Genomic DNA, 11,951 nt, shown 5'->3' on the forward strand with positions numbered 1-11,951 from the left:
GAAAGTTGTGCGGGCGCGCAGAGTAATCGCAGTGCGAGGAATCTTGAAGCGCGAGCTTCAGGGAACGCCACTTCTGGCCGATAACACAAACGGTGACTTCAAAGTCGCGTGAAATCGCTTGATAGCATTTTGCCGCCAGCTATCATCTCCGCGCCCGAAATTGCCCTCACTTCAATTGCCTGGAAATCCTCGATGCTGTCGTATCACCAAAAGCGTTTTCTGATCGTCGATGATTTCTCGGATTTTCGCAGTTCCGTGCGCTCGATGTTGCGCGAATTGGGCGTCAAGGACGTGGATACGGCAGACACCGGCGAGCAGGCGCTGAAGATGTGTGCGCAGAAGTCCTACGATTTCATCCTGCAGGATTTTCACCTCGGCGACGGTAAAAAGAACGGCCAGCAAGTCCTCGAAGACTTGATGGTGGAAAAGCTCATCAGCCATGAAGCGGTGTTCGTCATGGTGACCGCCGAGACCAGTCAGGCGATGGTGCTCAGTGCTCTTGAGCATGAGCCGGATGCCTACCTGACCAAACCGTTCAACCGCTCGGGTCTGGCTCAGCGCCTTGAGCGTCTGGAGCAGCGCAAGACGTTGCTCAAGCCGATTCTGCAAGCCCTCGATCGTGGCAAACCGGTCGAGGTGCTCAATGCCTGCATCGCCCTGTGCAAGCAGGACATCCGCTATTCGCCGCTGTGCCTGCGTTACCGCGCCGATGCGCTGCGCGACCTGAATCAGAACGAAGCGCTGGAGCGTTTGTACGACGGCATCATTGCTGATCGGCCGCTGCCTTGGGCATTCGCCGGGCTGGGCAAATTGTTGTTCAAGCGTGGCCAGGTTGCGCAAGCCAAAGGCGTGTACGAGAAAGCCCTGAAAGCGTTCCCGCTGATGCCGTCGCTGTATGACGGCATGGCCGATGTGCTGGTTGCCGAGGGCGATACCAAAGGCGCGCAGCGGGTGCTGGAAGAGGCGATCCGGTTGTCGCCGCTGGCGGTGCGTCGACAGGCGTTGCTGGGCAAACTGGCGATGGCCAACGAAGATTTCGACACCGCCTCGCGCGCTTATCGTCAGGCTGTGGCGCAAGGCGCGCAGTCGCGATTCAAGGACGCGGAAAGCAACCTCGGCCTGGCCCACGCGTTGATCAGCAAGGGCAGCGAGCGCGGTCTCGACACCCGCACACGGCTTGAGATCAACACCACGCTCAGCGCGGTGGCCAAAGAGAACCCGAGCGATCCGGGCCTGCAGATTCGGGCGCGTCTGATGAAGGCCACCAGCCTGCTGCTCAACGATGCCGAAACCGCTGACAAGCTTACCGAGCAGGCAATGATGCGCCTCGACGGCATGGAGCAGTTCATGAGTCCGGAGGCGGCGTTGCTGGTCGCCAAGCAGTTGCAGATGCTCGGTCAGGCCGAGGCGGGTAACTCGATGCTCAAGAGCTGTGCGGAAATCTACGGCGACGATCCGGCGGTGATGAAAGACATCGCCAAGCTCACCGATGACCCGACGATCCTCAGCTCCAGCAACGCTGCCGCCGACCTCAACCGTCAGGGTGTGCGCGTGTACAAGACCGGCAATCTGGTTGAGGCCCGCGAGGTGTTCCGCAAGGCGCTGAAGATGCAACCGAAGAACATCAGTATTGCGCTGAACATGGCCCAGTCGTTGCTGCACGGCACCGACACCAGTGTGCCGTCGGCGGAGCTGGAAGAATGTCGGGCCTGCCTGAAAATGGTCGGCCTGATGCCCGACACCGACGCGCGTCATGCGCGTTATCAGAAGCTGAAAAGCAAGGCGTTTGGCGAATGAACCAAGACGAGCAGGCTCTCGATTTTTCCACGGTGATTGCCTCCACCGTCCACGACATGAAGAACTCGCTGGCCATGCTCATGCAGGCCCACAGCCAATGGCTGGCGCGCTTGCCGCAGGGGCAACGCGAAGGCGCGGAGCAGGGCGTGATCGACTTCGAGTTCGCCCACCTCAATGGCATGCTGGTGCAACTGCTCGGGCTGTATAAGCTCGGCGTCAACCAGATGCCGTTGCAGCCGGCGTACCACGAACTCGATGATTTCATCGAGGCGCAACTGGCGGCGCATCAAGAGGTGTTTGCCAGTCGCGGAATCATCGCGACCTATGAAGTTGATCCGCTGAGCCCGCTGGGCTTCTTCGACCGGGAATTGGTCGCTTCGGTGCTGGGCAACTGCATCAATAACGCCATCCGTTACGCCCGCGAGTCGTTGCTGATTACCGTCAGTGACGAGGCCGGGCAATTGGTCATCAGCATCAACGATGACGGCGACGGTTATCCGGCCCAGATGCTCGAGCGTCAGGCCGACTACGTGCAGGGCATCAATCACAGCAGCGGCAGCACCGGGTTGGGCCTGTATTTCGCCAATCGAATTGCGGCGTTGCATCAGCGCAATGGCGTTGAAGGGCGCACCGAAATCGGCAATGGCGGGCCGCTGGGTGGCGGGGTTTTCAGTCTTTATCTACCGTGACGCGGGATTTTGTTTGACGCTGCTTGATATTGCGAACAGCCGGAGCCTATTTTGTACGGGTCGCCGTTCGCGGCTCGCAAAATAACAAGGATTGCGTCATGACAACCGATGGCCAGCGTTCACTCGCACAGCGACTGACGGGCATTGATGAGATTGAGTGTGTCACGCCGGATTTGAATGGCGTGCCACGGGGCAAGGTAATGACTGCCGAGGGTTTCCTCGAAGGGCGGCGTTTGCAGTTGGCTCGGGGTGTGCTGCTGCAATGCATCATGGGGGGATATCCGCCGGCGCGGTTTTACGGCAGCGATGACGGTGACCTGGCGCTGATAGCCGAGCCAGGCCAGATTCATCGCTTGCCGTGGAGCGACGAACCGCGTGCCCTGGCGATTTGCGATGCTGATGAACTGACCGGCGAAAGCTCCAGCCTGTCGACCCGCGGCCAGCTCAAGGCAGTCATCGCCCGTTACGCGGCGCGCGGCCTGGCACCGGTGGTGGCGACCGAACTGGAGTTCTTCGTGTTCGCGCCTAACACCGATCCAACCCAACCGTTTCGCCCGCCAGTCGGCCTCGATGGTCGCCGCGAGGACGGTTTGTCGGCGTTCAGCGTCAGCTCCAATAACGGTCTGCGGCCGTTCTTCAGCGAAGTGTACAAATGCATGGCGGCCCTTGGTTTGCCGCGCGATACCTTCATGCATGAAATGGGCGTCAGCCAGTTCGAGATCAACCTGCTGCATGGTGATCCGTTGCTGTTGGCCGACCAGACGTTCCTGTTCAAGCATCTGCTTAAAGAAGTCGCGCTCAAGCACGGCTTGACCGTGGTGTGCATGGCCAAGCCGCTGGCGCACACGCCGGGCAGCTCGATGCATATTCACCAGAGCGTCGTCGACATCGCTACGGGCAAAAACGTCTTCAGTGACCCTCACGGCGAGCCGACCGCGATGTTCCGCCACTTCATCGGTGGGCAACAAGCGGGCATGGCCGATTTCACCGCACTGTTTGCACCGAATGTGAACTCGTACCAGCGTCTGTGCCATCCGTACGCGTCGCCGAACAATGCCTGCTGGTCGCACGATAACCGCGCGGCCGGTTTGCGGATTCCGGCCAGTGCGCCGGTCGCTCGTCGGGTGGAAAACCGTTTGCCGGGCGCCGATGCCAACCCCTATCTGGCGATCGCCGCCAGTCTGGCCGCCGGTTTGCATGGCATCGAGCATGAGCTTGAGCCGAGCGAAGCGATCCAGGGCGAGTTCGAGGTGCCGGACAATCTTTCGCTGCCATGTACCTTGCATGCCGCGCTCGAGCGTCTGAAGCGTAGTCAATTGGCGAGGGAACTGTTTGGACAGGAGTTCATCGAAGGCTACATCGCTTCGAAGACCATGGAACTGACCAGCTTCTTTGATGAAATAACTCCCTGGGAACGGCGTGTTCTAGCAGCCCAGGCCTGACGTACCATCGTCACCGGGCTATCGTTCTGGTAGCCCGATCTTCACTGCAAGGAGCCGCTCGGAACGCCGATGCGCCAAATCTGGAAATCCTTTCGAGCGCTGTATTTCGCCTCGCTGATGATGTTGATCGGCTCGGGCCTTTTGTCTACGTATCTGGCGTTGCGCCTGGCGGCCGAGAATGTCGACGGACTGTGGGTCGGTGCGCTGATGGCGGCCAACTATTTCGGTCTCGTGCTGGGCGGCAAGATCGGCCACCGGTTGATCGCCCGCGTCGGCCATATCCGGGCGTATTCCGCGTGTGCCGGGATCGTCGGTGCGGCGGTCCTTGGCCACGGCATGGTCGATTGGTTGCCGGCGTGGCTGGTGCTGCGGACCATCGTCGGTCTGGGCATGATGTGCCAATACATGGTGATCGAGAGCTGGCTCAATGAGCAGGCCGATGCCAATCAACGTGGACTGGTGTTCAGCGGCTACATGATTGCTTCGTACCTGGGGCTGGTGCTCGGTCAGCTGATTCTGGTCATGCACCCGGGGCTGGGTCTGGAACTGCTGATGCTGGTCGCGCTGTGCTTTGCCCTGTGCCTGGTGCCGGTGACGCTGACCCGGCGGATTCACCCGGCGCCACTTCATCCGGCACCGATGGAGCCGCGCTTCTTTATCAAGCGCGTGCCGCAGTCGTTGAGCACGGTGCTCGGTGCGGGATTGATCATCGGCGCGTTCTACGGTCTGGCACCGTTGTATGCGTCGCAGCAGGGGCTGTCGACCGAGCAGGTCGGTCTGTTCATGGGTAGCTGCATCTTTGCCGGATTGCTGGTGCAGTGGCCGTTGGGCTGGCTGTCTGATCGTTATGATCGCGCGCTGCTGATCCGTTGCTTCGCCGGTTTCCTTGCGGTGGCGGCGTTGCCATTGGCGATCATGCCGCAGGTGCCGTTGGAGGTGCTGTTCGTGGTCGGCTTCTTCTGCTCGCTGGTGCAGTTCTGTCTGTATCCGTTGGCGGTGGCGTTTTCCAATGACCACGTCGAGGGGGATCGGCGCGTGTCGCTGACGGCGATGCTGCTGGTCACTTACGGTGTGGGTGCGAGTATCGGGCCGTTGCTGGCGGGTGTGCTGATGAAGTTTCTCGGCAGCCAGAGCCTGTATGCGTTCTTCAGCTTCTTTGCGCTGGTGCTGGTGTGGCGAATCCGCCCGAAAGCGGTGACCAATCTGCATCAGGTCGACGACGCACCGCTGCATCACGTGGCGATGCCGGACAGCATGTCGAGTTCGCCGCTGGTCGCTGCGCTTGATCCGCGAGTGGATGAGCAGGTGGTGCAGGAGCAGATGCAGAATCCGGTGCCGCCGGAACCAGAGCCCGATCCAGCGCCGGAACCAGAGCCTGAAAAAGAACCAGAGCCTGAGCCAGCAACAAGCCCGGATGAGGATAGCGACAGACCCACTCCGGATATCAGTGGCGCCAGACCTTGAAAATCGGTCGCGCATAAAAAAGGGCAGTCCCGTCAAGGACTGCCCTTTTTATTTTTGCGTACGACTCACATATCGTCTTTGTCGAAACGCCGTGCTTCACGTTGCAACTGATAGACGAAACGCTCGACGTTGCGCGCGGCCGGGCCACTGATGTTGTGGAAGCGCAGGCCGGCGAAGGTGATGTTGAGTTTTTCTTCGAAGTGCAGATAGCGCAGTTCGACGGAAATCGGCTGATTGCCGAACAGTGGCGGGGCGATCATGCGGTCGTAGACCTGGCCAAGTTGCAGCCGGTCAGTGATGTCGCCTTCGAAGCGCAGCTTGCAACCGGTGGCGGAAATATCCAGCAGTTTGCCCTGGATCGGCGCCTTGAGCTTTTCGCCACCCAGTTCAACGCTGACCAGATCGGTCAGTTTCAGTGCTGCGCGAAACGCGTTGCGGCGCTGGTGATAAACCACTTCGCTCGGCAGCTCGCCGGTGTAAAAGCGGTCGCCGTCGGATTCTTCGATGTTCAGCGTACCGTTGCATTCCCAAGCGATGCGCACACCATCATGGAAGCCTTCAACCCTGAACGGTTCGCCGGCGAGCAGAAAGCGTTCGCCGTCGCGCGGGATCATTTCGTCGAGAGTAATCGAGGCGCTGTCGCGGTCGACTTTGATCAGGTAGCTCTGGAAGCGCTGGCTGCGTTCATGGAACGTGATGATCAGCGGGTCGTGACTGTCTTGCAGTTGACGCAGGTTGCTGGAGATTTCCAGTGGCGTGGTGAGCACCTTAGGTGGCTGCGGAGCATCATCCGCGCTTAGGGCGTTTGGCACGTTCTCTCAATCTCCAGACAAAATTTGACGATGAATGGCCAGCATTTTGCCAGCATGTTCCGCGTGTTGATAGTGCAGGCTCATCGAATGGCTCACGCCTGGCTGAAGGTGCGCGGCTTGACGGGTCTGGCGAAAGTGCCGCTCGCGTCATACAGCGCTGGCGGTTCGCCCCCGGTGAGGATTTTCAATTGATTGGACGTCGCGGCCTGCTGGATCTGGATCGACTGGCCGTTCTTGGCGTTGGCTGCCTGACACTGGCTGATGAGGTCAGTGAGGGCATCGCCCTGCGTCATCAACTGCTCGCCAATGCTCGACTGGCTGGCCAGTTGCTCGAGCCCTGTGCGGTCAGTCGGCAGGTTCAGGCTGGCGAGGATTTCGCTGCGCTTGCGGCCATGCTGTTCAAGCAGAACGATCAATGCCTGTTTGCGCGCCAGAATTTCTTCCAGCAAGGGCATGTCGCGACCGTGCAAAGCGAGGGCCTCGGTTTGCAGTAACTCCAGCAATTGTTGAGCTGGAGCAAAGTCGTCGTTGATCAGTTGCAGTAAATTAGTGTCGTGCATGGCTGGCCTTGGGTTTTAAGCGTCCAAAAGCCTGGCGCAGGCGAAGGCCTAGCGCTGGGCTTCGAAGTTGAGCAGTTTGCTGGCTACACGGTTGCTGTCGACTTTATAGCTGCCATCGGCAATCGCGGCTTTCAACTCGGCCACACGGGCTTTGTCGACAGCAGGTTGATCGCGCAGCTTGTCAGTGACCTTCTGCAACTGTTGAGCCTCATTGCTGAGGTGTACCGATTCCCCGCTTTTAGCGGTACTGGCCGATTCGGCCGGGGTATTCAGCGGCGCGGAGGTGCCGTTTTCGGCGGTTTCCTTGGCGTTGCTGGTACGCGTACTGCCCGTAAGTGACGAGGAGCTGTTCAAACGGCTGAAATCGATGACCATGATAAAAACCTCTGGGAATTTGGACGCTTGCCATGTTTTCGGCTATCCCCTGGAAAACTTTAGGCCCATTTGCGAATGAGTCTGCATGCGCCGGCGCGTGTCCTGCTGCGGCACAGTTTAGGGAAGCGACGGGGTCCGCGCCAGTTTTCTCACGAGGGCTTCTACATGGCGACTTCCACTTGGCCCGGCGCGGTGACTTGCGCCTTGATGACCCGTTGCGAGTTGAGGTTTTTCACCCGGATCTGTTCTCTCAAGCCGCCATTGGCCAGGGCTTCACCGGGCATGCGCACGGCGAGTGTGCCGCTGCGGGCGATGATGACCACGTGATCGCCTTTGCGCACAACTTCCGCCTGTTCCAGATGCACCAGGGTAATGACCTGATCGGCTACCGTTGGTCGGGTTAATTTCTGCCCGATCGCTTCGTCTACCGACGTCAAAAAACCTTGATTGATTGTGCTGACATCGCGCTCGCGCAATGTCACGTCCTGAGGCTCGATAATTCCAGAGCGCTTGAGTGGCCGGGTAGTGGTCACAATCTCGCGAAACAGGCGGACTTGAGCGGGTACGAACACGGTCCAGGGGGACGCGCCCTCACAGCGAATCTTGACCGTTACCCGGCCCAAAGGGCGTGCCGGACTCTCCAGCGAGGCTGTCAATTCCTTGTCGCACATGGGCATGCGCATGCGGGGATCTAGCTGGTTCACTTCGATTTCGTAGCGGCCTTCCGTTTGACTGGTTGCCAGATAGTCTTCTACGGTGAACTCAAGAAAGCCCTGAGTGACGCCGATAAGCATGTCAGGCATGGTAACCGCATCAGCAATGGCAGGGCTGCCAGCGAAACAGCAGCAAATGGCGGACACCGCGCAAAGCCCTCTGCGGAGGGAAGATGTCAGGCGTCGGAAAAATGTCGTTTGAGCGTTCATACGAGTTAAAAAGCAAGCGCCGTGCCGTTTAGCAATGAATGTGCGTCGCAACAACACTTGGCGTTGGTTTAGGAGTCTGGCATGGCTGGTGTAATGGATTCGGTGAACCAGCGCACGCAACTGGTAGGGCAGAATCGCCTGGAGCTGTTGTTGTTCCGTCTCGACGGTCAGCAGCTCTACGGGATCAACGTGTTCAAGGTTCGGGAAGTGCTGCAATGCCCTTCGCTGACGTTGATGCCCAAGTCCAGTCCTGTCGTGTGCGGGGTGGCAAGTATTCGGGGGGCGACCATTCCGATCCTTGATCTGGCAATGGCGACCGGCTCCGGTGCGTTGAAAGACAAGAAAAACCCGTTCGTGATCATCACGGAGTACAACACCAAGACCCAGGGTTTCCTGGTCCGCTCGGTGGAGCGCATCGTCAACATGAACTGGGAAGAGATTCATCCGCCGCCCAAGGGCACGGGTCGCGATCATTACCTGACCGCTGTGACTCGGGTGGACAATCAGTTAGTCGAAATCATCGACGTCGAGAAAGTGCTGGCGGAAGTCGCACCGACGCCGGAAGCGATTTCGGTCGGCGTCGTCGATGTCGAGACCCAGACCAAAGCGTTGTCGCTGCGGGTGCTGACAGTCGATGACTCGTCGGTGGCACGCAAGCAGGTCTCGCGGTGTCTGCAGACGGTCGGCGTTGAGGTCGTGGCGTTGAACGACGGCAAGCAGGCGCTGGATTACCTGCGCAAGCTGGTCGACGAGGGCAAGAAGCCGGAAGAAGAGTTCCTGATGATGATCTCCGACATCGAGATGCCGGAGATGGACGGGTACACCCTGACGGCGGAAATCCGCAGCGACCCACGCATGCAAAAGCTTCATATCATCCTGCATACTTCGTTGTCGGGAGTGTTCAATCAGGCGATGGTCAAGAAAGTCGGTGCCGATGACTTTTTGGCCAAATTCCGTCCTGATGACCTGGCATCCCGGGTAGTCGACCGGATCAAAGCAGCAGATATCAGCTAGGGGCCTTCTGCCCCTGGCGGTCAACACGATTTAAGAGGCGGCATCATTGTCTACGGGTAATTTGGATTTCGAACAGTTCCGGGTATTCCTGGAAAAAGCCTGTGGCATTTTGCTCGGTGAAAACAAGCAGTACCTGGTCTCGAGCCGTCTCAACAAACTGATGGAAGTGCAGGGCATCAAGTCGCTGGGTGAGCTGGTTCAGCGCATCCAGACCCAGCCGCGCAGCGGTTTGCGCGAACAGGTGGTCGATGCCATGACGACCAACGAAACCCTGTGGTTTCGTGACACCTATCCGTTTGAAGTCTTGAAGAACAAGGTGCTGCCCGAAGCCATCAAGGCCAGTCCCAACCAGCGTCTGCGCATCTGGTCGGCGGCATGCTCGTCGGGTCAGGAGCCGTACTCGCTGTCGATGTCGATCGACGAGTTCGAGCGCAGCAATCTTGGTCAGTTGAAGATGGGCGTGCAAATCGTTGCCACGGACTTGTCCGGTCTCATGCTGAACAACTGCAAGACCGGCGAGTACGACAGCCTGGCGATCGGTCGCGGTTTGTCCGCCGACCGCTTGCAGCGTTATTTCGACCCGAAAGGGCCGGGTCGCTGGGTGATCAAGGCGCCGATCAAGAACCGGGTGGAATTCCGCTCGTTCAACTTGCTCGACAGCTATGCAGCGCTGGGCAAGTTCGACATCGTGTTTTGCCGCAACGTGTTGATCTACTTCTCTGCCGAAGTGAAGAAAGACATCCTGTTGCGCATTCACAGCACGTTGAAGCCGGGCGGTTATCTGTTCCTCGGCGCTTCCGAAGCGCTGAACGGTTTGCCGGATCATTACCAGATGGTTCAGTGCAGCCCGGGGATCATTTACCAGGCGAAGTAACTGGCATCGGCAACACAAGAGCGGGAGTCCTCAGGGGCTCCCGTTTTTTTGTGCCTGGCGTTTAATCCGAAATCACCGCAAAACCCTGTGGGAGCGAGCCTGCTCGCGAAAGCGGTTTCCCAATCAGCATCATTGGTGGCTGATCTACTGCCTTCGCGAGCAGGCTCGCTCCCACATTTGCTCTCTAGTGTTCTTGAGGGCAGGGGCAAGCGGCAGAAAAGCGGCATCTGGCGGAAACCGGTTGCCGCTTTTCTGGCATTGTCGCTTTGCCGATAGCCCGCAAGGCCCCGGTTTACGGGTGTTTCTTGCATTGGCACGCGGCTTGCTAAAGCTCAGTTACGAAAAACCGGTCACCTGAAGGTTCCCGACATGAGCATCAGCTTCGATAAAGCGCTCGGCATTCACGAAAAGGCTTTGGGCTTCCGCGCCCAACGCGCCGAAGTGCTGGCCAACAACATCGCCAACGCCGATACCCCGAACTACAAGGCTCGGGATCTGGACTTCTCCAAAGTGCTGGAAGCACAGACCGAGAAAACCAAAAGCGGCGGCCACTTCGCTCTGAACATGACCAACAGCCGTCACATCGAGGCTGAAGGCTTGGGCAATGGCGACGAATCGCTGCTGTATCGCACGCCGATGCAACCGTCGATTGACCAGAACACCGTTGACGCTCAACTGGAACAGTCCAACTACGCGGAAAACGCCGTGGGCTTCCAGGCCAGCTTCACCCTGCTCAACAGCAAATTCAAAGGGCTGGTTTCAGCCCTGCGCGGAGAGTAATTCATGTCCCTGTCCAGCGTTTTCAACATTGCCGGCAGCGGCATGAGCGCACAAACCACGCGTCTGAACACCGTGGCATCGAACATCGCCAACGCCGAGACCGTTTCGTCGAGCATCGACCAGACCTACCGTGCCCGTCACCCGGTATTCGCCACCATGTTCCAGGGTGGCCAGAGTGGCGGCAGCAACTCGCTGTTCCAGAACCAGGACGCTGCGGGGCAAGGCGTGCAGGTGCTGGGTGTCGTCGAAGACCAGAGCAACCTCGAAGCGCGCTACGAGCCGAACCATCCGGCTGCCGACGGCAAGGGCTACGTCTACTACCCGAACGTCAACGTGGTGGAAGAAATGGCTGACATGATTTCCGCGAGCCGGTCCTTCCAGACCAACGCCGAAATGATGAACACCGCCAAAACCATGATGCAGAAAGTACTGACCCTCGGTCAGTAATCAGGGGCGACTGCCATGAGCGTTACCGATACCACCAACAGCCTCAGCATGAACGACATCCTGGCGAACTCCACGAAGAAGACGAGCAGCACAACTTCGGGCGGCATCGCTTCGGCCACCAACAGCGCCACTGGCGGCCAGGCCTTGGGCAAGGATGCGTTTCTGCAACTGCTGGTCACCCAGCTGAAAAACCAGAACCCGCTCGATCCGCAGGACAACAGTGCATTCGTTGCGCAGTTGGCGCAGTTCAGCAGCCTGGAAGGCATTACCACGCTCAACAGCACCGTTAGCGGGCTGGCCGGCAACTACAACTCTTCGCAAGCGTTGCAGGCATCGTCTCTGGTTGGCCGCAACGTGATTGTGCAGACCAACACCGCACAGCTCGACGATCCGACCAAAGGCATGACCGGTTCCGTAAACGTGCCATCGTCCATCGCCGAAGGCACTGTGACGATCACCGACAAGGACGGCAAAACGGTTCGCACCATCGACCTGGGCAGCCGCGCCGCTGGCGCCGCCAGTTTCACGTGGGATGGCAAGGACACCAGCGGTACCGTGGTGCCCGTCGGTACCTACACCTTCAAGGCCAACGCACCGATCAACGGCGCCGCGACGGACCTGGCAACTTACCTGCCGGCCACCGTCAACAGCGTGACGATCAGCCAGACCGGCGGCGAGCTGATGCTTAACCTGGCCGGCAAGGGCTCCGTCGCCCTGTCCAAAGTACAAACCATTGGTATATAGAGCCGACTAACCGGCACAAAGGAGTGGAAT

At 59.0% G+C, this 11,951-nt stretch carries 13 protein-coding genes; 9 read left to right on the top strand and 4 right to left on the bottom strand.

Annotated elements, in window-relative coordinates:
- The first annotated feature begins 192 nt into the window (after window positions 1-192).
- From IEQ42_RS17350 to IEQ42_RS17365, 4 genes are all read left to right on the top strand, one after another.
- On the top strand, window positions 193-1,797 hold the full coding sequence (locus IEQ42_RS17350) for a tetratricopeptide repeat-containing response regulator (protein WP_115146189.1): 1,605 nt from the start codon (window positions 193-195) through the stop codon (window positions 1,795-1,797).
- Window positions 1,794-2,486 carry a sensor histidine kinase gene (locus IEQ42_RS17355; protein WP_210704276.1) on the top strand — a complete coding sequence of 231 codons (693 nt, stop codon included), beginning with the start codon at window positions 1,794-1,796 and terminating at the stop codon, window positions 2,484-2,486. The genes IEQ42_RS17350 and IEQ42_RS17355 overlap by 4 nt, the downstream gene beginning before the upstream one ends.
- Window positions 2,487-2,686: 200 nt before the next feature.
- Window positions 2,687-3,928, top strand: a complete 1,242-nt coding sequence (locus tag IEQ42_RS17360; RefSeq protein WP_210704447.1) for a glutamine synthetase family protein — start codon at window positions 2,687-2,689, stop codon at window positions 3,926-3,928.
- Between the two features lie 69 nt (window positions 3,929-3,997).
- A complete protein-coding gene (locus tag IEQ42_RS17365; protein ID WP_210704277.1) occupies window positions 3,998-5,392 on the top strand; it encodes an MFS transporter in 1,395 nt (464 codons plus the stop codon).
- A gap of 65 nt (window positions 5,393-5,457) precedes the next feature.
- Here the strand turns inward: IEQ42_RS17365 and IEQ42_RS17370 are convergent, their stop codons facing one another.
- From IEQ42_RS17370 to flgA, 4 genes are all read right to left on the bottom strand, one after another.
- Window positions 5,458-6,204, bottom strand: a complete 747-nt coding sequence (locus tag IEQ42_RS17370) for a flagellar brake protein (protein ID WP_115146191.1) — start codon at window positions 6,202-6,204, stop codon at window positions 5,458-5,460.
- 92 nt (window positions 6,205-6,296) lie between these two features.
- Window positions 6,297-6,764 (bottom strand): flagella synthesis protein FlgN, encoded by a 468-nt coding sequence (locus tag IEQ42_RS17375; RefSeq protein WP_210704278.1) that lies wholly within the window; start codon window positions 6,762-6,764, stop codon window positions 6,297-6,299.
- A gap of 48 nt (window positions 6,765-6,812) precedes the next feature.
- A complete protein-coding gene (flgM, locus tag IEQ42_RS17380; protein WP_042560523.1) occupies window positions 6,813-7,139 on the bottom strand; it encodes a flagellar biosynthesis anti-sigma factor FlgM in 327 nt (108 codons plus the stop codon).
- A gap of 161 nt (window positions 7,140-7,300) precedes the next feature.
- Window positions 7,301-8,062, bottom strand: a complete 762-nt coding sequence (gene flgA / locus IEQ42_RS17385) for a flagellar basal body P-ring formation chaperone FlgA (RefSeq protein ID WP_210704279.1) — start codon at window positions 8,060-8,062, stop codon at window positions 7,301-7,303.
- 81 nt (window positions 8,063-8,143) lie between these two features.
- Between flgA and IEQ42_RS17390 the strand changes: the two genes are divergently transcribed.
- The 5 genes from IEQ42_RS17390 to flgD all read left to right on the top strand — a co-directional run bounded on the left by IEQ42_RS17390 (window position 8,144) and on the right by flgD (window position 11,921).
- Window positions 8,144-9,076, top strand: a complete 933-nt coding sequence (locus IEQ42_RS17390; protein ID WP_042560522.1) for a chemotaxis protein CheV — start codon at window positions 8,144-8,146, stop codon at window positions 9,074-9,076.
- A gap of 46 nt (window positions 9,077-9,122) precedes the next feature.
- Window positions 9,123-9,950 carry a CheR family methyltransferase gene (gene cheR / locus IEQ42_RS17395; RefSeq protein ID WP_210622761.1) on the top strand — a complete coding sequence of 276 codons (828 nt, stop codon included), beginning with the start codon at window positions 9,123-9,125 and terminating at the stop codon, window positions 9,948-9,950.
- 369 nt (window positions 9,951-10,319) lie between these two features.
- On the top strand, window positions 10,320-10,730 hold the full coding sequence (flgB, locus tag IEQ42_RS17400) for a flagellar basal body rod protein FlgB (RefSeq protein WP_042560520.1): 411 nt from the start codon (window positions 10,320-10,322) through the stop codon (window positions 10,728-10,730).
- 3 nt (window positions 10,731-10,733) lie between these two features.
- Entirely contained in the window at window positions 10,734-11,177 is a 444-nt protein-coding gene (flgC, locus tag IEQ42_RS17405; protein WP_042560519.1) for a flagellar basal body rod protein FlgC, read from the top strand.
- A 15-nt stretch (window positions 11,178-11,192) separates the two neighbouring features.
- A complete protein-coding gene (gene flgD, locus IEQ42_RS17410) occupies window positions 11,193-11,921 on the top strand; it encodes a flagellar hook assembly protein FlgD (RefSeq protein ID WP_210704287.1) in 729 nt (242 codons plus the stop codon).
- The last annotated feature ends 30 nt before the right edge of the window (window positions 11,922-11,951 follow it).

The organism is Pseudomonas iridis, from assembly GCF_017980685.1.
Lineage (GTDB): Bacteria > Pseudomonadota > Gammaproteobacteria > Pseudomonadales > Pseudomonadaceae > Aquipseudomonas > Aquipseudomonas iridis.

What these genes read in the sequence shown, in the direction of transcription:
- IEQ42_RS17350 (WP_115146189.1), top strand. Translation starts at nt 193, where the DNA reads ATGCTGTCGTATCACCAAAAGCGTTTTCTGATCGTCGATGATTTCTCG.
- IEQ42_RS17355 (WP_210704276.1), top strand. Translation starts at nt 1,794, where the DNA reads ATGAACCAAGACGAGCAGGCTCTCGATTTTTCCACGGTGATTGCCTCC.
- IEQ42_RS17360 (WP_210704447.1), top strand. Translation starts at nt 2,687, where the DNA reads ATGACTGCCGAGGGTTTCCTCGAAGGGCGGCGTTTGCAGTTGGCTCGG.
- IEQ42_RS17365 (WP_210704277.1), top strand. Translation starts at nt 3,998, where the DNA reads ATGCGCCAAATCTGGAAATCCTTTCGAGCGCTGTATTTCGCCTCGCTG.
- IEQ42_RS17375 (WP_210704278.1), bottom strand. Translation starts at nt 6,764, where the DNA reads ATGCACGACACTAATTTACTGCAACTGATCAACGACGACTTTGCTCCA.
- flgM (WP_042560523.1), bottom strand. Translation starts at nt 7,139, where the DNA reads ATGGTCATCGATTTCAGCCGTTTGAACAGCTCCTCGTCACTTACGGGC.
- flgA (WP_210704279.1), bottom strand. Translation starts at nt 8,062, where the DNA reads ATGAACGCTCAAACGACATTTTTCCGACGCCTGACATCTTCCCTCCGC.
- IEQ42_RS17390 (WP_042560522.1), top strand. Translation starts at nt 8,144, where the DNA reads ATGGCTGGTGTAATGGATTCGGTGAACCAGCGCACGCAACTGGTAGGG.
- flgB (WP_042560520.1), top strand. Translation starts at nt 10,320, where the DNA reads ATGAGCATCAGCTTCGATAAAGCGCTCGGCATTCACGAAAAGGCTTTG.
- flgC (WP_042560519.1), top strand. Translation starts at nt 10,734, where the DNA reads ATGTCCCTGTCCAGCGTTTTCAACATTGCCGGCAGCGGCATGAGCGCA.
- flgD (WP_210704287.1), top strand. Translation starts at nt 11,193, where the DNA reads ATGAGCGTTACCGATACCACCAACAGCCTCAGCATGAACGACATCCTG.